The sequence below is a fragment of the Streptomyces sp. NPDC001816 genome (assembly GCF_042892235.1).
In the GTDB taxonomy this organism is placed as follows: Bacteria; Actinomycetota; Actinomycetes; order Streptomycetales; family Streptomycetaceae; genus Streptomyces.
Genome location: NZ_JBIATY010000022.1, coordinates 21,063 through 43,667 on the forward strand (window position 1 = coordinate 21,063; position 22,605 = coordinate 43,667).

The window sequence follows — 22,605 nt, forward strand, 5'->3', positions numbered from 1 at the left end:
ATCCGTCGCCCGGTCCAGTAGTCGGGGCGAACGTGCCTGGAGTTCCCGCCCGATGGAGACCGACGAAGACGAGGGTGCCGGCAGGCGCCGACACCCTCACTCCGGTCTCAGACCACCACGACGGCGGGCGCGACGGCCGGCGCGTCCTTCCCCACTGCCTCAAGTGCGCGGGAGGTACCCCCCTCGTCCAGCAGATCCATCAGCGTGGCGCGGGCCCGCGCCACGCGGGAGCGTACGGTGCCCACCGGACAGCCGCACGCCGCGGCCGCCTCCGCGTACGGCAGCCCGGCCAACTGAGTGAGGACGAAAGCCTCGCGGCGCTCGTCCGGCAGTGCGGCCAGCAGATCCAGCAGGGCGATGCCCTCGTCGAAGCCGGGCAGGTCGCGCGGCTGGGCCAGTTCCACGGCCGTCTGCCAGTCCGGGACGTCGGACAGCCGGGGCCGGGCGGCCGCGTACCGGTAGCTGTCGATGACGGCGCGGCGGGCGATGGACAGCAGCCAGGCGCGTGCCGAGGAACGGCCCTCGAAGCGGTGCAGGCTGCCGAGCGCGCGCAGAAAGGTGTCCTGCGCCAGGTCGTCCACGGCCTGGGGGTCGGCGCACAGATGGGCGACGTAGCGCAGGACGTCGCGGTGCAACGCGCGCACGAAACGCTCCACGGCACGGGGGTCGCCGCCGCGGGCCGCAAGGGCCCACGCGGTGATCGACTCGTCGGTCGAGACCGGTTGGTCGCCGGCGGCGCTGTCTTCGCGCGAAGTGGGCAGGGCAGGAGTGATCACCTGGTGTCCTTCTCGGGTCATCCGGGATCCGGGCCGCGGGCACGATCGGTGCCGGCGGTCCGGTGAGAGGGGAACCGGCCCTACGGGCGCTCACGCGGGAGTACGGCGTGTGCGCGGGCGTACGGCCGAGGCCCGAGGCGCACGGGGCGGCCTCGGGGAACCGGCTGTCGTCAGGCGACAGCGACCCCGGCGGGCGGACCCCGCGAGATGATCGAGTGGACGAGGAGAAGCAGCCGCGGCGCACGCCGCGAGCGACGCCGGCGGACGCGAAGCCGCGGCCGGACCGGTGTGTCGGGCAGGGCGAGCAGCAGCCGCAGCGGTGCCACCAGCCGGGCGGACGCGGCTCGCAGGATGCGGAACGCGGCCCGCTCGCCGTACGCCAGCCACAGACCGCACAGCAGGGCGGCCAACAGGTGGGCGGCGAGCATCCCGAACGACGACGAGCCGCCGCCCATGGAGTGCCCCATGTGCGCCATGCGCCCCGTATGATCCATGCCGCGCATGTCCATGTGCCCCATGGAGCCCACGTCCAGGGAGTCCATCGGCATCGGCCCCATGTCCATGGAGGCCGTGTCGGCGGAGGCCGACTGGGCGAACGAGAACGCCTCGTGCAGCGCCGTCTGCGCGGCGACCACGACGGTCACGATCAGCGGGAGCCCGCGCTCTCGGCCCGCCAGCGACCAGCCGGCGCCTCCGGTCACGGCCAGGCCTGCGGTCAGTGCCCACCCGGGCACGTGCTGACCCGACATCATGACGTGGCCCAGGGCGGCGAGCAGCACACAGACGGCCGCGAACACCGCGGCCCGTACCGTGCGAGAACACCACCCTGCTGTCATGGCGTCTCATCCTCGCATCCGGCTGTCCGTCATCATCCGTCGGTACGGGATGTGCCCTGCCGTGTCACTCAACCGGCGCGATATGAGCCAGAACACGTCAAGCGGCGGGAACGGGCGAGGCGTTCGATCCGACATCTGTGGCGAGGCCGCTACCGCCGTCAGCCGGGGCGGATCACCACCGCGAGCGCCTCGATCGCCCCGCTGTGCTCGAAGTGCAGGGTGAACGGCACAAGGTCGCCGGTCCGCCACCCGGCCCCGGCCCGCAGGTTCACGTCCAGACCGTGCGGCGACATGAACAGGGTGCGGCCCGCGGGGACGACCGCCGAGTCCGTGTCGGTTCTGGTGGCGGCTCCAGGGCCGGTACCGCCATGCCGGCTGAGTGTGATCCGGCCGGCGGTGCGGGAGGACGTGACCTTGACCAGCCGGTCGTCGGCGCCGCCGGCGTTGGAGAGGTCGAAGAAGGCGGCCGTCTCCTCGGTGTCGCCGTACGGCAAAAGGACCCGCGCCTTCGAGACGGTGACGCGGGCCGGGCTGCCCGCCTTCCCGGCACCGACCCAGGTGGTCAGGCCGCCGAGGGCAAGGCTGCACGCCGTGACGGGTGCGAGGGCCGCGAGGAGGGTGTCGGTCAGCCGGCGCCGGGTGGGACGCCACGGGCTCTGCTCGGTCATCGGGTACGCCTCCCGGCAGAAGACGGCTGCCAGGTGCGCAGCCGAACGCTGTTGCCGACCACCAGCAGCGAACTGACCGACATCGCCGCCGCGGCGACCATCGGGGTGAGCAGACCCACCAGGGCGAGCGGCACGGTCACGAGGTTGTATCCGAACGCCCAGACGAGGTTGGCGCGGATCGTGCCCAGGGTGCGCCGGGCCAGGCGGGCCGCGTCCGCGAGGGCCTCGATGTCCCCGCGCACCAGAGTCACGTCGGCCGCGCCGATGGCGGCATCCGTGCCGCCGCCCATGGCGATGCCCAGGTCGGCGGCGGCCAGCGCTGCCGCGTCGTTCACGCCGTCCCCGATGACGGCGACCCGATGGCCCCGCTGCTGCAGGTCTCGAACGAGGGACGCCTTGTCCTCGGGTGTACTGCGGGCGTGCACCTCCTCGATGCCCAGCTCCGCCGCGACCGCCTGCGCGGGTGCCTCGCCGTCGCCGGTGGCGAGCACCGGCCGTACGCCGAGGCGCCGCAGCCGGTCCACCGCCCGGTAGGCCCCGGGGCGTACGACGTCGCCGACCTCGATCAGCGCCTCGGCGATCCCGTCCACGCGGACCAGGACCGGGGTGTGTGCGGCGGCCTCTGCCACCGGAAGCGCCTCGGCCAGCGCCGTGGGCAAGTGGTCGTCGGGGGCCAGGACTTCGACCAGGCGGCCCTCGACCCGGCCGCGCACGCCCCGGCCGGCCTCCGCCCGGAAGTCGCTCACGGCCGGAAGCGACCCGGGCGCGTGAGCGGTGACGGCCCGGCCGAGCGGATGCTCCGAGCCCTGTTCGACCGCTGCGGCCAGCCGCAGCGCCGCGTCCCTCCCGAGCCCGCCGGGTACGGCGGTGACCCTGGCGACGCTCATCCGGCCGGAGGTGAGGGTGCCGGTCTTGTCCAGGACGACCGTGTCGACGTGGCGCAGCCCCTCCAGGGCCTGCGGGCCGCTGACGAGGACGCCCAGTTGAGCCCCGCGACCGGTGGCCGCCATCAGCGCGGTCGGGGTCGCCAGGCCCAGCGCACACGGGCACGCCACCACCAGGACGGCCACCGCGGCCGTGACGGCGGCCTGCGGATCGGCGCCCGCACCGAGCCAGAACCCGAGCGCCGTGACAGCCAGCGCGAGCACGACCGGTACGAAGACACCGGCGACCGAGTCGGCCAGCCGCTGCGCCCGCGCCTTGCCCGCCTGCGCCTCCGTCACCAGCTGGGCGATCCGGGCCAGTTGGGTGTCGGCCCCGACCGCCGTGGCCCGTACGAGCAACAGTCCGCCGGCGTTGAGGGCCCCGCCGGTCACCGCGGAGCCCGGCCCGGCCTCGATGGGCTCGCTCTCCCCGGTGACCAGAGACAGATCCACCGCGGAACGGCCCTCCACCACCTCACCGTCCGTGGCGACTCGCTCCCCTGGCCGCACGACGAAGATCTGCCCGACCGTCAGCTCCTCGATGGGCAGCAGTCGTTCGATGCCGCTCTCGTGCACCGCCACCTCCTTGGCGGCGAGTTCCGCGAGCGACCGCAGTGCGGACCCGGTCCCGCGCCGGGCCCGTGCCTCCAGGAACCGGCCCGCCAGCACGAACAGCGGTACGCCGACGGCCGCTTCGAGGTAGAGATGCGCGGCACCGCTCGAGGCGGAGGGCAGCAGGGTGAACGGCATCCGCATGCCGGGGTCCCCGGCGCCGCCGAGGAACAGCGCGTACGCCGACCAGGAGAAGGAGACCAGCACGCCCAGGGAGACGAGGGTGTCCATGGTGGCCGCCGAGTGCCGCAGCCCGCGTACCGCCCGCTCGTGGAAGGGCCAGGCCCCCCACACGGCAACCGGGGCGGCCAGCACGAAGCACAGCCACTGCCAGTTGCGGAACTGCAGGCCGGGCACCATCGACAGCACGAGCACGGGCAGCGCAAGCAGCGCGGTGAGCAGGAGCCGGTCACGCTCCTGCCGTACTTCCTCCCCCGCACTCGCCTCTCCCCCGCGCTCGCGCAGGCGCTTCTCGGGTCGCTGCGGGATCTCGGCCGTGTACCCGGCCTGCTCGACGGTCGCGACGAGTTCCTCGGGGCTGATGCGCGCCGGGTGGCTCACGCGAGCCCGCCCGGTCGCCAGGTTGACGACCGCCGTGACCCCGTCGAGTCGGCCCAGCTTCTTCTCGACGCGCTTCACACAGGCCGCGCAGGTCATCCCGCCCACGGTCAGGTCGGTGGTCGTCAGGTCGGCAGTCGTCAGGCCGGCGGCGGTCGTCGGGTCTGCGACCACGGGTTCCGGGCCCATCAGTGGCTTCCCCCGTGCAGTTGCCCCATGTCGCCGCCGTCGCCCATGCCCCCGCCTCCGCCGTCACCGGTGCCACGGCCGGTGCCGGTGCCGTGCATGCCGGGGGCGACGGGTCCGGCCGCGGTGCCGACGGCGTACGACAGCGTGAACAGCAGGGCCAGCAACAGAAGGAACCCGCAGAGGGCGGGCGGGGGTACCGCTGTGCGCAGTACCGCGCCCGCGCCGGAGGGGGACTGACGGGACTCGTCCATCAAGCGCGTCTCCAGATCACGTCGTACGGCATCACCTGGTCGGAGCCGTAGCGCTTCAGGAGTCGGGCCGTCGAGGGACCGAGTTCCGGAGTACGGGTATGGCACGCGTCACTCGAGCGTCAAGCGCGCGGGGCTGCGCCGTCCTACAGACCGGCCATGCTGTTCTCGGCGTCCCGGTCGCCGGTCGTCCCGCTCTCCAGCACCCGGGCGAGGTCCGGTCCGGGCACGGTCGCCAGCCGCGCCAGCAGACAGGTCCAGAACTCCACCATGCGGTCCTTCGACAGCCAGTCCCGGTCCCCGCTGCCGAGGACCTCGAAGCCGACCGTCGCGGCCACCACGGCCCCGGCCACGCACTCGGCAGAGAGGTCGTCCGTCAGCTCTCCCGCCGCCTGCGCCTGGGCGATCACGTCGCGCACCCAGCCGTGCCACGAGTCCACCACCGCGGTCCCGCCGTTGCGTGCGGGGTCGCCGCTGAGCGCCAGCCCGGCCCGCATGACCGGGTCGGCCGCCAACGCGACCACCAGTTGGCGGATCGCGGCCACCAGTGCCGCGAGCGCGCTGCCGCCCGTGGCCCGGCAGTGCGCGGTCATCTCCTCCACCGTGCGTGCCGCCGAGCACTCGATCTCGCTCGCGAGTGCGTCCTTGCTCGGGAAGTGGAAGTGCAGCGCGCCGGCGCTCACCCCGGCCCGCCTGCTGATCGCAGGCAGGGACGCGCGGGCGTATCCGTCGTGGGCGAAGGCTTCCGCCGCCGCGCGGACGAGGGCCTGCCGTGTGCGAACCGCCCGTACCTGCTTGACCATGACGCCCTCCTCTAATAACCGCATGTTCAGTATGTTTATGGGAGGGCGGTGCGGCAAGACCTGACGGGATGCCAGGGCGAAAACATCGAGGGACCAGGCAAACTCGCCCGTCGGAGTGATCTGACACCCCGCAGGCCACGAAGCAAACCGCGTGCTTGGTTTGGCTGGAAGCAAGAAGGTCAGGTGACGGACGCGCCTTCGTTCCCGTGGCACACAAGGAAGTCCGCCGCCCGCGAAGGGCGGCGGACTTCCGGCGGGCGCATCCGCCCGCGCGCTCAGGACGCCGACGGACGCAGCAGCACGGGCAGCGACCGGTATCCGTTGAGCATGAATGTCGGCAGCGGGGCCAACTCCTCGGGTGCACAGGCCAGCTGCACGTCCGGGAAGAGGTCGAAGAGCTTGGCGAGGGCGGAGGCGGCCTCGATCTCCCCGAGCGGTGCACCGAGGCAGCGGTGCGTTCCGTGGCCGAAGCCGAGGACGTCCCGGTCGCCGTCGCGCAGCAGGTCGAAGCGGTCCGCGTCCGGGCCGTGCCGGTCGGTCTCGTGGCCGCCCGCCGCGAAGTTGACGAGGATGCAGTCGCCCTTGCGGATCCGCACCCCGTCGAGGTCGATGTCCTCGACCGCGAACCGCATCGGCGCGTAAGCCCCGGGGGTGTGCACCCGCATGGTCTCGGAGACCACGTCCGCCCAGGTCGCCCGGCCCGCGCGCAGGTGCGCAAGCTGTTCGGGGTGGGTCAGCAGGGCACCGGCCGCGTTGGTGATGAGGGTGGCGGTGGTGTCCTGTCCCGCGGCGATGAACATGAAGAGGGAGCCGAGCAGTTCGTCCTCGGTGAGCCGGTCGCCCTGGTCCCGGGCCGCGATCAGCGAGCTGGTGAGGTCGTCACCGGGCCGCTCCCGCTTGGCCTTGACCAGTGCGGCGAGCCGCCCGAAGGCCTCCAGCCGGGCGGCCTCCATCTCCTGGCCGCTGACGGTGGAGCTGAACACCGTGCTCAACGCCGCGGACAGCGCGTCCGTCTCGGCGCCCTGCGGCACGCCGAACAGCTCGCAGATGACCCGCAGCGGCAGCACCTCCGCGTACGAGGTGCGCAGATCGACCGGGGTGCCGGGCGGGAGGGCGGCCAGTCGGCCGAGCAGCTCGGCCGACAGCTCCTGCACCCGGGGGCGCAGCGCCTCGGAGCGTCGCGCGGTGAACGCGCCGGCGACGAGCCGGCGCAGCCTGGTGTGGTGCTCCCCGTAGGCGAACAGCATGTTCTCGTTCGCCACCCATGGGTAGAGGGGCCACTCCTGCGTTATCGTCCCCTCGATGAACGGCGGCCAGTGCAGGCGGGCGCTGCGCGAGACGCGTGGGTCGGTCAGCAGCTGCTCCACGTACCTCTGCTGGACGACGGCCCAGGCGAGCACGCCTCCGGGCAGTTCGACCTGGACCGCGGGGCCCTGGGCGCGCAGCATCGCGGCCTCCCCCAGATGGTCCTGGCCGGTCAGGTCGAGGGCGTAAGGGCAGGCTGTCTCTTCCATCGATGTGCTCCCTGGGTCGGTTCTGCATCACGTTGTGGTGTTGCGACGTGCCCATGGCAGCAATGTCCGCTCCCCCCGGCTCCCGGTGGTGCCGGTGTCCGTGGTCCGCGGAGAGACCCCGTTCAGCCGGCGGCCGGCGCCTCCTGCGGTTCCCGGCTCAGCTCCATGGCCTCTTCGTAGACGCGCCGGCCCCGGTCGAGCGACATGTCCAGGCGCACCAGCACCGCGGGGATCGCGATGCTGGTCATCAGGTGCCGGTAGAGGTCGACCACGCGTTCCATCAGGTCGGCATGGTTGTTCATGATCTTGGACAGCACCTGTGCCCCGGTGAACGCTGCCACGAAAGCCTGCGCCGCGGCGTCCACGTCGACCTGGGGCAGCACCTCGCCATTCGCCTTCGCCCGTTCGAGCAGCGCGGTGTTGTAGTCGACCCAGGAGGCCATCGGCACCCGCCGGTCCAGCCCGTCGTGCGGTGACCCCTGGTCCACGGTGAGGCGGATGCTGCCGCGCACCATGGGATCGCCCGAGCCGAGCAGATGGGCGAGGAGGAAGCCGGCGTCCAGTCCCTCCTGGAGCACCAGCTCCCGAGGCGGCGAGGCCGGCACCGACTTCAGCTGGTCGGTCAGCACCGCCTGGGCGAGCTGCTCCTTGGAGGAGAAGTGGAAGTAGAGGGCGCCCTTGGTGACGTTCGCCCGCTGGAGGATCTCCGAGATGGTCGCCGCCTCGTAGCCGACGTCGGCGAACACGTCGGCGGCTGCCACCAGGATGTTGCGCCTCGTCCTGATCGCTCGTTCCTGCAGGGCCACGGCACATCCTCCGCACTGGCTTCACGGACCGGTCGGCCACAAGAAAGAAACCGACAGGTACGTATCCTGCCACCTCGGAAGATGGCCTTTCAACCATGCGAATGCGCCCTCCTCACCAGGTACGCGGGAACTCGTCGAGCCGTCGCTGACCGCCACGATAAAACCTGTCGCCCGGTATCTCAACGTTCCCGCAGCATCTGCCGGTACAGGGAAGTCCACCGGACCGGACCGAAGTTGAGCATCGCGCTTACTTCCGAGGCCGGGGAGTGCCCCCAAGACACCGAAGTTCGGCCACCGTTGGCAGAAATTTGGCTTGATAAGCAAACCGGGAGGTCCGTATCTTCTGACTCTGCGCATCCACACCCTTCCGGTTCTGCGACGACGGGAGAGGGCAATGACCCTTCTGACACCCCAGGTACATCTCCCCCCCTTGCCGGACATCGAGCACTACGACATGGATCAGGCGCTTGGTCCGGACACGTTCCGAGCCGACGGTCTGCACACCGGGCCCGGCGGAGCGTTCTCCGGCACCGTGTCCGGCGAGTTGGCCCGGCTCCTCTTCGACGGCGACGACCGGGAGCACATCCACGGGATGTGGCGCGACCTCATCTCGAAGGACACGTTCCGCCACCGTCCCGGGCTGGGCCCCACCGAGCGCGCCGCCCTCTCCTACGAGTGGCTGCGGCTGGTGAACGACACGGCCGGAGGGGCCGAGTCGCTGGCGGACGACCCGCAGCTGCTGGCGGGGCTGCACGAGTGGGCGGCGATCGTGGACGGCGGCGGGGGCCTGTGCACGGTCGCGAGCATTCACTACAACCTCTTCCTCGGCAGCGTGCTCGACCACGAGGGTGCCGAGCGCCGGGACCTGTCCGACTTCGCGACCCTGCGGCGCACCGGCACGTTCCTGTGCACCGAGCTGGACCACGGCAACGACGCCTCGGCTCTCGCGACCACCGCCGAACTGGACCCGGCCACCGGCGGGTTCGTGCTGAACACACCGCACGCCGGCGCCCAGAAGTTCATGCCCAACACCAGCATGACCGGCGGACCCAAGAGTGCCGTGGTGGCTGCCCGCCTCATCGTCGAGGGCCGGGACGAGGGCGTCTTCCTGTTCCTGACCCCGCTGAGCGACGAGCGGGGCCTGCTGCCGGGGGTGCGGGTCCGCCGGCTGCCCCTGCGCACCGGCGCCCCGCTGGACCACTGCATGACCGCGTTCGACCGGGTGCTGCTGCCGCGTGACGCCCTGCTGGAGTCCGAGCACGGCCGCCTGGACGCCGACGGCCGTTTCCACAGCAGCCTCGGCAACCGGCGCAAGCGGTTCCTGCAGTCCATCGGCCGGGTCACGATGGGCAAGCTGTGCATGAGCGGCGCCGCCGTCGGCGCGACCCGGGCCGCACTCGCCATAGCCGTCCGCTACGGCGAGAACCGGCAGGTCAGCGGGCCCCGCGCGGGCGAGCGCATCCCGGTCAACGCCCACCGCTCGCACCACGGGCGGCTGTTGAAGGGCCTGGCCTCTGCCTACGCGATGACCTTCCTGCACCGCTCGGTGCTCGCCCGCTGGGCCGCCGTGCACGCCGGCCACGACGCCGGGCAGCAGGCGGATGCGGAGCGGCTGGTCGCGATCGCCAAGAGCTGGATCACCTGGCAGGCACGGGACATCACCATCGAGTGCCGGGAACGCTGCGGCGCGCAGGGCCTGTTCGCGGCCAACGGTCTGTCCGAGTTCCCGCAGTACGTCGAGGGCACGATCACCGCCGAGGGCGACAACCTGGTGATCTGGGTGAAGGCCGCCGCGGAGATGCTCTTCGAGCACCAGCCGCCCCGGGAGGCGCCCGAACACCCGGGTGGCGTCGAGCGGTTGACGGATGCCCGGCATCTGCGCGGGCTGCTGGCCCGGGCCGAGGTCGGCTGGCAGGACCGGGCCCGGGCCGCGCTGCGCCGGGGGCCGTCCGGGGATCCGGTGGAGCGCTGGAACGGCGCCTCCTCCGCCGCTCTGGAGATGGTCTCGGTGCACGCCCGACTGCGGGCGGCCGACGCCTTCCTGGACGCGGTCGGCCGGGCGGCGGACCCCGAGGCCCGCGAACTGCTGGAGCGGCTCTGCGTGTTGTTCCTGCTGCAGCAGCTCGGCGAGCACTCCGGGGATCTGCTGGCCGACGGCCATCTGTCCGCCGAGCAGGTACGCGCCCTGCCCCAGCTGCTGGACGACGTGCTGCGCGACCTCGCCCCGCACATGACGGAGCTGGTCGAGGGCTTCGACCTGCCGGCCCCCTACCTGGAGGGAATTCCGCTGGCCAACTCGGGCCGCATCGACCTCGCGGACTACGCGACGGCGGCCGAGTAGCCGGCTGGCCGCGCACCCCGCGAGAAGCGGCGACACGTCACGTCGGAGAAGTGACTGGGGCGACCCGCCCCCCTGTATCAGGGGACGTCCGAGCCTGGATCAGGGCTGTGCGAAGCCGTCGATCCAGGCTTGGAGGCGTTCGCCCTGGCTGACCATCAGTCCGGGGTCGCGCAGGGTGTTGGTGAGCACCGACATGCCCTGGTAGGCGGCGACCAGCTCGACGGCGAGGGCGCGGGCGTCGGGTCGGCCCAGTTCGGTGAACTGGCCCTCGACCCAGTCGAGCAGAGCCCGCATGACCTTGGCCGCGGCCAGGTCCAGGCCGTCGTCGCGCTTGTCGAGTTCGGTGGCCAGGGTGCCGAAGGGGCAGCCGAAGCGGGCCGCCGTCTCGCGTCCCTCGACCCAGCCGGCGACCAGGGCCTTCAGCCGGGTTGCCGGGTCGTCCAGCTCCTCGAGTCGGGCCGTGAGCCTGGTGAGCTGCTCGCAGTGGGCGTCCACCGCGGCTTCGACCAGCTGGTCCTTGGTCTTGAAGTAGTAGTAGACGTTGCCGAGGGGCACGTCGGCGGCCCGGGCGATGTCCGAGAGGGTGGTCTTCTCCACGCCCTGCTGGTGGAAGACCTGGACGGCCGCTTCGACCAGGCGTTCACGCTTGCCGCCCCGCCGGTCTGTGGCGGTTCGGGCCGCCGTACCGGGTTTTGAGTCAGTCACCTGACTAAGGATAGACAGCGCCCGACCGACCGGCTAGCGTAGCGACTTAGTTAGTCAACTGACTCAATCGGGGAGCTGTCATGATCGTCGTAACGGGTGGTACGGGGAACGTCGGGCGGGCCCTGGTCGCGAAGCTGGCCGGGGAAGGGGCGGCCGTGACCGCGGTGGCCCGGCGCATCACCCCCGAGGACGTCCCGGCGGGGGTGCGGGCCGTGGCCGCCGACCTCGGGCAGCCGGCCGGTCTCGGTCCCGCGCTGCAGGGGGCCACGGCACTGTTCTTGCTTGTCGCCGGGGACGATCCGCAAGGAATCCTGAAGCAGGCGGCCGCGGCCGGCGTCACCAGGGTGGTCCTGCTGTCCTCGCAGGGCGTGGGCACCCGGCCGCACAGCTACGCGCACGCCGCCGGCTTCGAGGCGGCCCTGGCCGTGTCCGGACTCGCCTTCACCGTGCTGCGCTCGGGCGGCCTGGCCTCCAACGCCTTCGCCTGGGCCGAGCCTGTCCGGCACCACCGCACCGCGGCGGCGCCCTTCGCCGACGTGGCACTGCCGTTCGTCGACCCGGACGACGTCGCCGCGGTCGCCGCCGCGGTCCTGCGCGAGGACGGGCACAACGGCGTCACCTACACCCTGACCGGCCCCGAGGCCACCACACCCCGGCAACGGGCCGCCGCCCTCGCACAGGCCATCGGCGAGCCGGTCACCTTCGTGGAGCAGAGCCGCGAGGAAGCCCGCGCGCAGATGGCGCAGTTCATGCCGAGCGCCGTGGTGGAGGGAACCCTGTCCGTCCTCGGCGAGCCGACCCCGCAGGAGCAGGCGGTCAGCGGGGACGTGGAGCGGATCCTGGGGCGTCCCGCGGCCCCCTTCGCGGCGTGGGCGGCACGCAATGCCGCGGCGTTCCGCTGAGACACGCTCAGAAAGGGCCCGCCGGTGCCGCGCAGGCCTCAGGGGATCTCCTGCTCGGCCCAGATGATCTTCCCCTCGGCCGTGTACCGGGCGCCCCAGCGGAGGGCGAGCTGGGCCACCAGGAACAGTCCGCGGCCGCCCTCGTCCGTGCTGCGAGCGTGCCTCAGGCGGGGGGCGGTACTGCTGCCGTCGGCGACCTCACAGGTCAGGCGGGCGTCGCGGAGCAGCCGCAGGCGGATGGGCGAGTCGGCGTAGCGGATCGCATTGGTGACGAGTTCGCTGACGATCAGCTCCGTCGTCAGGGCCTGTTCCGCGAAGCCCCAGTCCAGCACCTGGCGGGTCGCCTCGGCCCGGACGTGTCCGACCGCGGCCGGGTCGGGGGGCACGTCCCACGACGCCACCTGGTCCGCGGCCAGGGCGTGGGAGCGGGCCAGCAGGAGGGCGATGTCGTCGGGCTGCGGTGCGGACAGCAGCTGCTGCACCGTGGAGGTGCACAGCGTGCCGAGGTCCGTCCCGGTACGCACCAGCACCTCGCCGAGCCGGGCCATGCCCGACTCCACGTCCCCGTCGCTTCCTTCGATGAGGCCGTCGGTGTAGAGACCGAGGAGGCTGTTCTCGGCCAGCTCGATCTCGGCGGCCTCGAAGGCCATGCCGCCCAGTCCGAGCGGTGGCCCGGCCGGGATGTCGGGGAAGTAGGCGCGTTTGTCCGGAGTGACGACGACGGGTGGCGGGTGGCCGGCCCGGGCCATCGAGCACCGCCTGGAGACCGGGTCGTAGACGGCGTAGAGGCAGGTCGCGCCGATGAAGGTCGCCGTGCTCCGGTCGGCCGGGGCGCGATCGGCTTCCTCGTCGCTCAGCCGCAGCACCAGGTCGTCGAGGTGGGCGAGCAGTTCGTCGGGAGGCATCTCCATGTCGGCGAGGGTCTGCACCGCCGTACGCAGCCGCCCCATGCTCGCCGCCGCGGTGATGCCGTGGCCCACCACGTCACCGACGACGAGGCCGACGCGGGCGCCGGACAGGGGGATCACGTCGAACCAGTCACCGCCGACGCCGCCCGTGGGGTCCGCCGGAAGGTAGGAGGAGACGACCTCCACCGCCGTTCCGCCGGTCAGGACGTGGGGCAGCAGGCTGCGCTGCAGGGTGACCGCCGCGGTGTGCTCCCGGGTGTAGCGGCGGGCGTTGTCGACGCACACCGCCGCCCGCGCCACCAGTTCCTGGGCCAGCAGGACGTCGTCGTGCCCGAACGGGGCCGTGTTGAGCGAGCGGGCGAACGTGGTCAGGCCCAATGCCGTGTTCCGCGCCCGCATCGGCACGGAGATGAACGAGTGCAGGCCGAACTCCCGGATACGGGCCATTCGCTCGGGCTGTTCGGCGACCCACAGGGCGTCACTCGGGTCGAGGACCGGGATGAGGACCGGCTCGCCGCTGATCAGGAGGTTGACGTCGCTGGGCGGCGGCAGGAAGTCCACCTGCTCGCCGATCCGCACCACGGCCTCGGGGCAGCCCTCCCGTACCGACTGCAGGCCGGCGCGGCGCATCGCCGGCCGGGCGGGCGCCGGTCCGGCATCGGTCAGCCAGGCTCCGTGGCCCTCGGTGCTGAGCACGGGCTCCAGGACGTCGACGGTGACGAAGTCGGCGAACCGGGGCACCGCGAAGTCGGCCAGTTCCTGGGCCGTCCGCAGCACGTCGAGGGTCGTGCCGATGCAGGTGCCGGCTTCGTTGACCAGGGACAGGAGCCGGCGGGCAGTCCAGCGCTCGGTGACGTCCAGGACCATGTAGCAGACCCCGGTGACGGTGTCCCCGGCGTCCACCAGGGGGAAGAAGGAGGTGGAGTAGGCGTGCTGGCGGTGCGGATCGGCCCAGCTCCAGCCGAGATACTCGTAGTCGGTGACCGGCTCCCCCGTCGCCAGCACCTTGCGCATCAGGCCTTCCAGGGTCTCCGCCTGCAGCCCGGGCAGCAGTTCGCTCAGCCGGCGTCCCAGCCGCTGGTCCCGGGGCACACCGCCGAAGCGTTCCAGCGTGTCGTTCAGCCAGATGTAGCGCAGCTCCAGGTCCATCACGGCCATGCCGACCGGTGAGCGGGTCAGGAATCCGTCCAGGACCGACTGGCCGACCGTCCACTGCGGCCGTTGCTCCCGTGCTGAGAGCAGAAAGCACTCCTGCCCACCCATGCGGAAGGCCGCCGAGACCCGGAGATCCAGCTCGACACGGTGGCCGTCCCGGTGCCGTACGGGGACGAGGCCGTTCCATCCCATTCCGGAGCGGCACCGCTCCGCGATGGCGGCTGCGCGGGCCGGGTCAGCGGGCACCGCCAGCAGACGTGCGGCGGGGTGGCCGACGACCCGGGACGCGCGGTGGCCGAGCAGCGCTTCCGCGCCCCTGGTCCAGCCGACCACGACGCCGTCCGCCGAGATCACCGCCGCGGCGTCGGTGGAGGCGTCCAGGAGATCACGCGGTTCCACGGACGTGGACGCGTCGAAACCCTTTCGCGGTGGTTCCATCTGCTCCATCCTCTTTATTCACCATGGTCCTGCTTGTCCGCTCGATACGCACGGGCCGGTGCTGCGGTTGGGGCAGGCGGAACCTGGAGGCAGCATGGAGGTGACGGTCATCGGCGCTCGGGCGTGCGGCCGTACCGGCACGGACGGGTGACCGGCCGCTGGAGGTGGTTCTGGCATGGCAGTGGAATCCTTGCGCGCCGGCGACGGCGAGCAGAGCCCCGAGCCGCCCCGGCCGACCGGCCTGCTGGACATGCTGAGCGTGGCCGCGGTGGCGCTGGACACCCGAGGCCGCATCGTCTTCTGGACCCCGCAGGCCGAGGACCTGTTCGGGTACGCGGCGGAGGACGTCCTGGGGAAGTACGCGGCGCGGCTGCTGATCCGTCCCGAGCATCTGCAGGCCGTGGTGAGCCTGTTCACGGAGGTGCTGGAGACCGGCCGGGGGTGGGCCGGCGCCTTCCCCGTGCGGCACAAGGACGGCAGCAGCCGCCTGACGGAGTTCCGCACCATGCGGCTGCTGGACGACCTGGGCGACGTGTACGCCCTGGGCATCGCGGCCGACCACACCCTGCTGCAGCGCGTGGAGACCGACCTGGCGCTGTGCGAGCGGCTGATCAACCAGTCCCCGATCGGGCTGGCCCTCCTGGACCCCGATCTGAAGTACCTGCTGGTCAACCCGGCGCTGGAGCGGATCGACGGGATCCCGGCCGAGGACCACATCGGCCGTCATCTGCGGGAGACCCTGCCCTTCCCCGACGTCGACACCGTCGAGTCCGCGCTGCGCCAGGTGCTCACCACCGGCATGCCGCTCCTCGACCAGTACCACGTGGGCCGCCCCCCGGCCGATCCCGAGCACGAGCACGCATGGTCGCTGTCCTTCTACCGGCTGGAGGACCCCAGCGGGCGGGTGCTGGGCGCGGCCGCGTCGGTCGTCGACGTCACCGAGCGGCACCACGCGGCCGCCGAGGCCGACCGGGCCCGGCGGCGCCTGGCGCTGATCGCGGAGGCCTCCGCCCGTGTGGGCACCACGCTGGAGGTGGAGGAGACCGCCCGCGAGCTGGCCGACATCTGCACGCCCGTGCTCGCGGACGTGGTCGCCGTGGACGTCCTCGACTCCGCACTGGCCCTGCGCCGCGCCCGCCGGCCGGACAACGGCCCGGAACTGTTCCGCGCCCTCGCCCTCAAGGCGGCTCACCCCACCGTGGCGCTGCGCGCCGCCGACGCGCCCGGCAACATTGCCTCGTATGACGGTGACCGCCTGGTCACCCTGTGCGTCCACACCGGCCGGCCGGTCATGGTGCGCCATGTCGGGGCCCGTGATCTGCGGCAGATCGCCCGGGACTCCGAGGCCGGCGTGCTGCTGGCCCAGGCCGGCGTGCACTCGTATCTGGCCGTGCCGCTGATCGCGCACGGCGAGGTGCTCGGCGCCCTCGATCTCAAGCGCACCCGCAACCCGCTGCCCTTCGACGAGGACGACGTCGTCCTGGCCGGCGAGCTGGCCAGCCGTGCCGCCGTCGCCATCGACAACGCCCGCTGGTTCCAGAGCGTGCGCAACACCGCGCTCACCCTCCAGCGCAGCCTGCTGCCGGACCACTCGCCGCACCACACGGGCCTGGAACTCGCCTCCCGCTACCAACCCGCGCAGGCCACCAGCGAGGTCGGCGGCGACTGGTACGACGTCATCCCGCTGGCCGACGAGAAGACCGCCCTGGTGGTGGGTGACGTCATGGGCAACGGCATCGACGCGGCCGCCACCATGGGCCGGCTGCGCACCGCCACGTGTGCGTACGCGGACCTGGACCTCGCCCCCGGCGCGGTGCTCCAGCACCTGGACAAGATCACCTGCGATCTGGAGCACTACATCGTCACCTGCCTGTACATCGTCTACGACCCCCGCACCAGGCAGTGCACGATCGCCAACGCGGGACACATGCCGCCCGCCCTGGCGCGGCCCGGTCGGGCGCCCGTGTACCTCGACCTGCCCGCCGCGGCTCCGCTCGGTGTCGGCGGCATCCCGTTCGAGACCACGACGACCGAACTGACCCCCGGCGACCTGCTGGTGCTGTACACAGACGGTCTCGTGGAGACCCGGCAGCACCCCATCGACGACCGTCTCTCCGTTCTCCTCGGCTTCCTCGACGAGCCCGGCCGGCCGCTGGAGGAGACCTGCGACCGGCTGCTGTACGGTCTGCGCCATCCCGACGACCACGACGACGTGGCCCTGCTCGTCGCCCGGGCCCTGTAGGCCGTGGCGCCGCTCCGTCCGCTTGGTGGGGTTCGCCCGCTGGTGGGACTCTGGTTGGAGAGGTGTCCGAGGAGCGGAACCCTGGAGGGCCCCGATGGGACGGGACGTCCCGGCGCTCGTCTTCACCCGCGAGGACCGCCGCCGGTACCGGATCAAGATGCAGGAGTGCCTCGACGCGTTCGCGCAGATGCTCCGCGACGCACGCTTCGAGTCCGAGCGGCCTCAGGTCGGCCTTGAGATCGAGCTGAACCTGGTCGACGACCGGGCCGAGCCCGCGATGCGCAACACCGATGTGCTGGAGGCGATCGCGGACCCCGCCTGGTCGACCGAACTGGGCCGGTTCAACCTCGAGATCAACGTTCCGCCCCGCGGGCTGACGACGGGCGGACCCGACGCCTGGGAGTCCGAGATCCGCGCCGCGCTGAACCACGCCGACGAGCGGTCCAGATCGGTCGGCGCCCGGCTGGTCATGGTCGGCATCCTGCCCACCCTGCGCCAGGAGGACATCGGCGAGGAGTCCCTGTCGGAGAACCCGCGCTACCGGCTGATCAACGACCAGATCTTCGCGGCCCGGGGCGAGGACCTGCGCATCGAGGTGGACGGCGTCGACCGGCTGCGGACCTACGCGGACACGATCACTCCGGAGGCCGCGTGCACCAGCACGCAGTTCCATCTGCAGGTGTCCCCGGAGACCTTCGCCGGCTACTGGAACGCGGCGCAGGCCATCGCCGGGGTCCAGATCGCGCTGTCGGCCAACTCGCCGTTCCTGTTCGGCAAGGAGCTGTGGCACGAGACCCGTATCCCGCTGTTCGAGCAGGCGACCGACACCCGCCCGGAGGAGATCAAGATCCAGGGGGTACGGCCGCGGGTGTGGTTCGGGGAGCGGTGGATCAACAGCGTCTTCGACCTCTTCGAGGAGAACCTGCGCTACTTCCCGGCCCTGCTGCCCCTGTGCGACGAGCAGGACCCCGGGGAGACGCTGGACCGCGGGGACATCCCCGAACTCTCCGAACTCACCCTGCACAACGGCACGATCTACCGATGGAACCGGCCCGTCTACGCCGTCGCCCACGACAAGCCGCACGTCCGGGTGGAGAACCGGGTGCTGCCCGCCGGACCGACCGTCGCCGACACGCTCGCCAACGGCGCCTTCTACTACGGGCTCACCCGCGCCCTGGTGGAGGAGGACCGCCCGGTGTGGTCGCGGATGTCGTTCTCCGCGGCCGAGGAGAACCTCCACACGGCGGCCCGGCACGGCATCGAGGCGCTGCTGTACTGGCCCGGCATGGGTGAACTGCCGGTGCCCGAACTGGTTCTGCGGCGGCTGCTGCCGCTGGCGCACCGCGGGCTGGAGCTGTCCGGCATGGACGCGGCCTGGCGGGAGCCGCTGCTCGGCATCATCGAGCAGCGCTGTGTCACGGCCCGCAACGGGGCTGTGTGGCAGAAGGAGATGCTCCACCGCATCGACGCCACCACGCACGCCGGCCGCCACGAGGCCCTGCGGCGGATGACCGAGCTGTATATCGACTTCATGCACCTCAACGCGCCGGTGCACACCTGGCCGGTCGACTGACGGGGCCGCGAAATCGGGGATGCCACCGAAGACGATCACCGGTTAGGCTCCTGCAGCGTTTGTCGGGGGAACGACTGAGGTGGGGGAACATGGTTGACGTTGACGATCCCGCGTCCGAGAGAGACCGGAGACCCTGGGTCCAGGCGCTCGTGGCGGTGCTGGTCTTGGGGGTGCCGGGAGCCCTGCTCGCGCAGACGGCACTGCATGGTTCCTCGGACTCGGGACCGGCCACGTGCTCGTCCGATGACAAGCCGGTGTCCAAGCGCGTGTCCGCGGCACAGTTGTGCAAGGCACTGAACCGATCGGACCTGCCCACGCTCCTCGGCACACCGCAGGAACAGGCCGAGACCGCCTACGGGTCCGAGAGTTCGTTCAAGGACGCCGACGGCAAGAAGACCCCGACACCCGATGCGGAGGTCTCGCTGAAGACGTACTCCGTGAAGCTGTGGGCGTCGGACCATCTGCGGGTCGGCGAGTTCTCCGGACTCTTCAGCAGCGACGAGGAATCGAAGACGATCCTCGGTCACCCCGCCGTCCTGTACTCGGGCCAGACCATCGGCCTCAAGATCAACCTCGGCGACAACAAGATCGGCACCGGCCCGGGCGGCATCGCCCGTCATCTGCTGGTCGCCCGTGACGCCAAGGACGGGGGCGGCTCGTTCGAGATCGCGATCTGGCGCCAGGACGACGTACCGCCCGACGACACGGCACTGCTCCGCGTCGCCGAGCGGGTACTGCCGACGGTCCCCGGTTGGACATAGCGTGCTGCCATGCGCGTCGACTACTCACCCCAGTCCCTGGACCCGAGAGCGTTCTACCAGCTGCTCACCGCGGTGGTCGTGCCCCGGCCGATCGCGTGGGTCTCGACCCTGACCGCGGACGGCAGGACGGCGAACCTGGCACCGCACTCGTTCTTCACCGTGGCCTGCACGGCTCCGCCGATCGTCCAGTTCACGTCCGTGGGCCGGAAGGACTCGCTGCGCAATGTGGAGGAGACCGGGGAGTTCGTCGTCAACTTCGCGCCCGAGCCGCTCTTCGAGCAGATCAACGCGACCGCGACCGACTTCCCCAGGCACGAGGGCGAGTTCGACGCGGTGGGCATCCGGCCCGAGCCGTCGCTGCGGGTGAAGCCGCCGCGTGTGGCCGCCTCCCCGGTGGCACTGGAGTGCACGCTGCACTCGACGCTGCGGCTCGGCAACTCGACGGTGGTGTTCGGCCAGGTCGTGCACGCGGCCGTCAGCGACGACGTCCTGGTCGACGGCCGGCCGGACATCAAACTGCTGCGCCCCCTGGCCCGGTTGGGCGGGAACGAGTGGAGCACGGTCGGGGAGGTGCGCGAGGCGGCGCGGATACCGTACCGGGAGCGGACGGCCGACTGAGGACGGGCGCGTCCGCCCGCGCCCTGTCGGACGAGCCCTAGTGCCCCGGCAGGCAACGTTTGCCCGTCAAGGAGCGCCCGCCGCGGAGCGGCTGTGTCACCGCGGTGCGTGCTCTGGGGGTACCCCCTGCTCGCAGAGCTTGGGGGAGTGCCGGCCGGAAGGCCCCGTTGATGGACCGGACGTACTTGGGCTTTCGGCCGGTGCGGCGAGTGGGGGTACCCCCTGCTCGAAGAGCTTGGGGGAGCGTGCCGGGCGTCGCGACGGGGCGAACGTTGCCTGCCGGGGCACTAGGTCAGCACGAGGACGAGTGGGACGCCGTGGCAGGGCACCAGCCGCAGACCCGCGTGCTCGGCGGGTGCGGCCTCGGTGAGCAGTTGGCCGAAGTCGGGGCCCTTGGTGAGGGAGCCGGCCAGGTGGGCTGGGTCGGCGGAGGCGGCGACCCGGCCGCGGGCGTTGACCAGGTGGGCGGGCCGGGGCAGCCGCCGCAGCAGCGGGAGTACGGCCGCCTCGAAGTGCCGTAGGTACACATCGGCCGCGGCGACCCCGGCGAAGCGGCCCTCGGTCTCGACCGGTGCGGACAGGGTGAGGCTGTACTCGTCGGAGCAGAGGTAGTCGACGTACGGCCCGGCCACGGCGCGGCGCCCGGTGTCGCGGGGCAGGGCGAACCAGTCCCAGTGCGTGTAGTCGGAGTACGCCGAGTGCCCGGGGTCGAGGTCGAGCAGCAGGGGTCGTACGTCGCCGTCGGCGCCCGTCTGCCACCACTCGAGCCATGCGGGTACGTCGGTCAGCAGGCCGGGGGCCGCCACGAAGCCGACGCCGGAGACCAGTTCCTGGCGGGTGAGCCGCTGGTGCAGGCCGGGGCGGAGGGCGGCGAGGTCCGCGCTCGCTGGGCGACGGCCCTGTGCGGTCGCCTTGGCGAGCAGGGCCGCGGTGTCGGCCCGGGTGGCGGCGACGGCCTCGAACACCACCTCCAGCGCACCGCCCACCTGCGAGGCCACCCATGCCTCGGCGTCCGTGTCGAGCGTCGCGGCAGCCGAGGGGATCTGCCCGGGGCTCCAGCCCATGGTGTCCTCCAGCGGGACGGGAACCGGACGCGGCGCGTTCAGAGGGTGAGGCGTACGGCGACGAGCCGCGCCGTCGACTCCCTGACGCACCGCTCGGCCAGCGTGCCGGCCGATTCGTGGGCCCCATCTTGCACGGCCGAGATCACGGCGCGGTGACGGTCCGCCACTTCTTCACGATATTCACCGCTCCCCAGGACCAGGCACAGCAGCGCACCCACCTCGCTCTGCAGCGCGACCTGCTCACGGGTGAGCCGGGCAGACTGGGCGGCCGCGGCGAGTTCCACGTGGAAGCGGCCGTACAGGCGGCTGCGCGCCGCCGTCTCCTCCGCGTGCGCCAGCTCCTCGGCCGTACGGCGCAGGGGGAGGAGGTCCTCGGGTTGGGTGCGCTGGGCGGCGAGGCGGGCGGCGGCGCCGGACAGGGCGGCCCAGTGGTCGCCCAGGTCGCGCAGTTCCTCGGTGCTCCAGCCGCGCAGCCGGGCCCTCAGCCGGTCGTCGGCGGGGACCTCGGGCAGCGACACGAAGCTGCCGCCGCCGCGGCCCCTGCGGGTGGTGACCAGGCCCTGCTGCCGGAGCGCCATCAGCGCCTCACGCAGGGTCACCGTCGACACACCGAGCTGTCCGGCCAGTTCGCTCTCGCCGGGAAGCTGCTCACCGTCGGCGAGGAGCCCCAGTTCTATGGCGTCGCCGATGCGGCGGACGACCGTGTCCACGCGGGCCCGGTTGTCCACCGGGCTGAAGACGGCCCGGCGGGCGCCGCCGCCCGCGCCCCGGGCACCGCCGCCGATCTCGTGTTGCCTCACGGCCACCACCTCGTGCGTTGACTCAAGCTTTACCCTAAGGGCCCCTTGAGCTTAGAACTATGACTTCATATGTTTGCGGTCAACGTAGAGCGCGCCAGAAAGGTTCCCGCATGGAGGGAATTGCGATCCGGCTGCAGGACCTGCGGAAGTCGTTCGGGGAGACGACCGCCGTGGCCGGTGTGGACCTGGAGATCCGGGACGGGGAGTTCTTCTCCATGCTCGGCCCCTCCGGCTCGGGCAAGACCACGGTCCTCAGACTCATCGCCGGGTTCGAGACGCCCAGCGCGGGCCGCATCGAACTGGCCGGACAGGAGGTCACCGGCCTCGCCCCGTTCGAGCGGGACGTGCACACCGTCTTCCAGGACTACGCCCTGTTCCCGCACATGACGGTCGAACAGAACGTCGCCTACGGGCTCAAGGTCCGCAAGGTGCCGAAGCCCGAACGTCTCGTCCGCGCCCGCAAGGCACTCGCCGAGGTCCGCCTGGAGGGCTACGGCCAGCGGCGCCCCGCGCAACTTTCCGGCGGACAGCGACAGCGGGTCGCCCTCGCCCGCGCGCTCGTCGGCCGCCCCCGGGTCCTGCTGCTCGACGAGCCCCTCGGCGCCCTCGACCTGAAGCTGCGCGAACAGATGCAGGTCGAACTCAAGGCGCTCCAGCGGGAGGTGGGCATCACCTTCGTCTTCGTCACTCACGACCAGGAGGAGGCCCTGACGATGAGCGACCGCATCGCCGTCTTCGACCAGGGCCGCATCGCCCAGGTCGGCACACCCGCCGAGATATACGAGCGCCCGGCGACCCCCTTCGTCGCCTCTTTCGTCGGCACCTCGAACCTGCTGGAGGGCGAGGCGGCCCACCGGATCGTCGGCACGCCCGGCACGTACAACATCCGCCCGGAGAAGATCCGTGTCCTGAAGGAGTCCGCCGAGGCGGACGAGCCCGGACACGCGACCGTCGCCGGCACGGTCGGCGAGGTCGTCTACCTCGGCGACGCCACCCGCTTCCTCGTCGACCTCGACGGCGGCGGCCGCCTCACCGCCCTCCAGCAGAACCTCGAAACCTCCTCCGAGGACGTCGCCGCCTACCGCGGCGCCCGGGTGCGCCTCCAGTGGCACCGCGGACACGCCGTCCGGATCCCCTCCTGACCCCCACTCCCCCGAACCCACCG

At 72.0% G+C, this 22,605-nt stretch carries 19 protein-coding genes; 7 read left to right on the plus strand and 12 right to left on the minus strand.

Annotated features, from left to right (window positions below; genetic code table 11):
• Nucleotides 1-107: 107 nt before the first annotated feature.
• The 8 genes from ACFYZZ_RS44145 to ACFYZZ_RS44180 all read right to left on the minus strand — a co-directional run bounded on the left by ACFYZZ_RS44145 (nucleotide 108) and on the right by ACFYZZ_RS44180 (nucleotide 7,933).
• A complete protein-coding gene (locus ACFYZZ_RS44145; RefSeq protein WP_389189426.1) occupies nucleotides 108-776 on the minus strand; it encodes a sigma-70 family RNA polymerase sigma factor in 669 nt (222 codons plus the stop codon).
• A gap of 170 nt (nucleotides 777-946) precedes the next feature.
• A complete protein-coding gene (locus tag ACFYZZ_RS44150; protein WP_389189429.1) occupies nucleotides 947-1,612 on the minus strand; it encodes a hypothetical protein in 666 nt (221 codons plus the stop codon).
• A gap of 158 nt (nucleotides 1,613-1,770) precedes the next feature.
• Entirely contained in the window at nucleotides 1,771-2,280 is a 510-nt protein-coding gene (locus ACFYZZ_RS44155) for a copper chaperone PCu(A)C (RefSeq protein ID WP_389189432.1), read from the minus strand.
• A complete protein-coding gene (locus ACFYZZ_RS44160; protein ID WP_389189435.1) occupies nucleotides 2,277-4,562 on the minus strand; it encodes a heavy metal translocating P-type ATPase in 2,286 nt (761 codons plus the stop codon). The genes ACFYZZ_RS44155 and ACFYZZ_RS44160 overlap by 4 nt, the downstream gene beginning before the upstream one ends.
• A complete protein-coding gene (locus ACFYZZ_RS44165) occupies nucleotides 4,562-4,813 on the minus strand; it encodes a hypothetical protein (RefSeq protein WP_389189438.1) in 252 nt (83 codons plus the stop codon). The genes ACFYZZ_RS44160 and ACFYZZ_RS44165 overlap by 1 nt, the downstream gene beginning before the upstream one ends.
• A gap of 143 nt (nucleotides 4,814-4,956) precedes the next feature.
• Complete coding sequence (locus tag ACFYZZ_RS44170; protein WP_389189441.1) at nucleotides 4,957-5,613, minus strand: ScbR family autoregulator-binding transcription factor; 657 nt, start codon at nucleotides 5,611-5,613, stop codon at nucleotides 4,957-4,959.
• Nucleotides 5,614-5,888: 275 nt separating this feature from the next.
• Nucleotides 5,889-7,127: a cytochrome P450 gene (locus ACFYZZ_RS44175; protein ID WP_389189444.1), complete on the minus strand. Its 1,239-nt coding sequence runs from the start codon at nucleotides 7,125-7,127 to the stop codon at nucleotides 5,889-5,891.
• Nucleotides 7,128-7,249: 122 nt separating this feature from the next.
• Complete coding sequence (locus ACFYZZ_RS44180) at nucleotides 7,250-7,933, minus strand: ScbR family autoregulator-binding transcription factor (RefSeq protein ID WP_389189447.1); 684 nt, start codon at nucleotides 7,931-7,933, stop codon at nucleotides 7,250-7,252.
• Nucleotides 7,934-8,387: 454 nt separating this feature from the next.
• On the opposite strand from ACFYZZ_RS44180, the gene ACFYZZ_RS44185 reads away from it, so the two are divergent.
• Nucleotides 8,388-10,274 carry an acyl-CoA dehydrogenase gene (locus ACFYZZ_RS44185; RefSeq protein WP_389189450.1) on the plus strand — a complete coding sequence of 629 codons (1,887 nt, stop codon included), beginning with the start codon at nucleotides 8,388-8,390 and terminating at the stop codon, nucleotides 10,272-10,274.
• Between the two features lie 99 nt (nucleotides 10,275-10,373).
• Here the strand turns inward: ACFYZZ_RS44185 and ACFYZZ_RS44190 are convergent, their stop codons facing one another.
• The gene (locus tag ACFYZZ_RS44190) at nucleotides 10,374-10,979 is read right to left on the minus strand and encodes a TetR/AcrR family transcriptional regulator (protein ID WP_389189452.1); all 606 of its coding nucleotides are present in this window, start codon (nucleotides 10,977-10,979) and stop codon (nucleotides 10,374-10,376) included.
• 80 nt (nucleotides 10,980-11,059) lie between these two features.
• Here ACFYZZ_RS44190 and ACFYZZ_RS44195 point away from each other — a divergent pair, with 80 nt between their 5' ends.
• Nucleotides 11,060-11,881, plus strand: coding sequence for an SDR family oxidoreductase (locus ACFYZZ_RS44195; protein ID WP_389189455.1), 822 nt, complete (start codon nucleotides 11,060-11,062; stop codon nucleotides 11,879-11,881).
• Between the two features lie 38 nt (nucleotides 11,882-11,919).
• Here the strand turns inward: ACFYZZ_RS44195 and ACFYZZ_RS44200 are convergent, their stop codons facing one another.
• Nucleotides 11,920-14,382, minus strand: a complete 2,463-nt coding sequence (locus ACFYZZ_RS44200) for a SpoIIE family protein phosphatase (protein WP_389189458.1) — start codon at nucleotides 14,380-14,382, stop codon at nucleotides 11,920-11,922.
• 175 nt (nucleotides 14,383-14,557) lie between these two features.
• Between ACFYZZ_RS44200 and ACFYZZ_RS44205 the strand changes: the two genes are divergently transcribed.
• The 4 genes from ACFYZZ_RS44205 to ACFYZZ_RS44220 all read left to right on the plus strand — a co-directional run bounded on the left by ACFYZZ_RS44205 (nucleotide 14,558) and on the right by ACFYZZ_RS44220 (nucleotide 19,576).
• On the plus strand, nucleotides 14,558-16,624 hold the full coding sequence (locus tag ACFYZZ_RS44205; protein WP_389189461.1) for a SpoIIE family protein phosphatase: 2,067 nt from the start codon (nucleotides 14,558-14,560) through the stop codon (nucleotides 16,622-16,624).
• 94 nt (nucleotides 16,625-16,718) lie between these two features.
• The gene (locus ACFYZZ_RS44210) at nucleotides 16,719-18,197 is read left to right on the plus strand and encodes a glutamate-cysteine ligase family protein (RefSeq protein WP_386578705.1); all 1,479 of its coding nucleotides are present in this window, start codon (nucleotides 16,719-16,721) and stop codon (nucleotides 18,195-18,197) included.
• Nucleotides 18,198-18,286: 89 nt separating this feature from the next.
• A complete protein-coding gene (locus ACFYZZ_RS44215) occupies nucleotides 18,287-18,958 on the plus strand; it encodes a DUF6215 domain-containing protein (protein WP_389189464.1) in 672 nt (223 codons plus the stop codon).
• Between the two features lie 9 nt (nucleotides 18,959-18,967).
• Nucleotides 18,968-19,576 (plus strand): flavin reductase family protein, encoded by a 609-nt coding sequence (locus ACFYZZ_RS44220; RefSeq protein WP_389189467.1) that lies wholly within the window; start codon nucleotides 18,968-18,970, stop codon nucleotides 19,574-19,576.
• 287 nt (nucleotides 19,577-19,863) lie between these two features.
• Here the strand turns inward: ACFYZZ_RS44220 and ACFYZZ_RS44225 are convergent, their stop codons facing one another.
• Together ACFYZZ_RS44225 and ACFYZZ_RS44230 are read right to left on the minus strand one after the other, a co-directional pair.
• Nucleotides 19,864-20,640 (minus strand): cache domain-containing protein, encoded by a 777-nt coding sequence (locus ACFYZZ_RS44225; protein ID WP_389189470.1) that lies wholly within the window; start codon nucleotides 20,638-20,640, stop codon nucleotides 19,864-19,866.
• 38 nt (nucleotides 20,641-20,678) lie between these two features.
• Nucleotides 20,679-21,440 (minus strand): FadR/GntR family transcriptional regulator, encoded by a 762-nt coding sequence (locus ACFYZZ_RS44230; RefSeq protein WP_389189473.1) that lies wholly within the window; start codon nucleotides 21,438-21,440, stop codon nucleotides 20,679-20,681.
• A 110-nt stretch (nucleotides 21,441-21,550) separates the two neighbouring features.
• On the opposite strand from ACFYZZ_RS44230, the gene ACFYZZ_RS44235 reads away from it, so the two are divergent.
• Nucleotides 21,551-22,582, plus strand: a complete 1,032-nt coding sequence (locus ACFYZZ_RS44235; RefSeq protein WP_389189476.1) for an ABC transporter ATP-binding protein — start codon at nucleotides 21,551-21,553, stop codon at nucleotides 22,580-22,582.
• Nucleotides 22,583-22,605: the final 23 nt, after the last annotated feature.

Bases quoted from the DNA above. Each gene is read 5' to 3' on its own strand.
- ACFYZZ_RS44225 (WP_389189470.1), bottom strand. From the start codon at position 20,640: ATGGGCTGGAGCCCCGGGCAGATCCCCTCGGCTGCCGCGACGCTCGAC.
- ACFYZZ_RS44215 (WP_389189464.1), top strand. From the start codon at position 18,287: ATGGTTGACGTTGACGATCCCGCGTCCGAGAGAGACCGGAGACCCTGG.
- ACFYZZ_RS44170 (WP_389189441.1), bottom strand. From the start codon at position 5,613: ATGGTCAAGCAGGTACGGGCGGTTCGCACACGGCAGGCCCTCGTCCGC.
- ACFYZZ_RS44210 (WP_386578705.1), top strand. From the start codon at position 16,719: ATGGGACGGGACGTCCCGGCGCTCGTCTTCACCCGCGAGGACCGCCGC.
- ACFYZZ_RS44185 (WP_389189450.1), top strand. From the start codon at position 8,388: ATGGATCAGGCGCTTGGTCCGGACACGTTCCGAGCCGACGGTCTGCAC.
- ACFYZZ_RS44165 (WP_389189438.1), bottom strand. From the start codon at position 4,813: ATGGACGAGTCCCGTCAGTCCCCCTCCGGCGCGGGCGCGGTACTGCGC.
- ACFYZZ_RS44205 (WP_389189461.1), top strand. From the start codon at position 14,558: ATGGCAGTGGAATCCTTGCGCGCCGGCGACGGCGAGCAGAGCCCCGAG.
- ACFYZZ_RS44200 (WP_389189458.1), bottom strand. From the start codon at position 14,382: ATGGAACCACCGCGAAAGGGTTTCGACGCGTCCACGTCCGTGGAACCG.
- ACFYZZ_RS44175 (WP_389189444.1), bottom strand. From the start codon at position 7,127: ATGGAAGAGACAGCCTGCCCTTACGCCCTCGACCTGACCGGCCAGGAC.
- ACFYZZ_RS44155 (WP_389189432.1), bottom strand. From the start codon at position 2,280: ATGACCGAGCAGAGCCCGTGGCGTCCCACCCGGCGCCGGCTGACCGAC.
- ACFYZZ_RS44195 (WP_389189455.1), top strand. From the start codon at position 11,060: ATGATCGTCGTAACGGGTGGTACGGGGAACGTCGGGCGGGCCCTGGTC.
- ACFYZZ_RS44160 (WP_389189435.1), bottom strand. From the start codon at position 4,562: ATGGGCCCGGAACCCGTGGTCGCAGACCCGACGACCGCCGCCGGCCTG.
- ACFYZZ_RS44235 (WP_389189476.1), top strand. From the start codon at position 21,551: ATGGAGGGAATTGCGATCCGGCTGCAGGACCTGCGGAAGTCGTTCGGG.
- ACFYZZ_RS44220 (WP_389189467.1), top strand. From the start codon at position 18,968: ATGCGCGTCGACTACTCACCCCAGTCCCTGGACCCGAGAGCGTTCTAC.
- ACFYZZ_RS44150 (WP_389189429.1), bottom strand. From the start codon at position 1,612: ATGACAGCAGGGTGGTGTTCTCGCACGGTACGGGCCGCGGTGTTCGCG.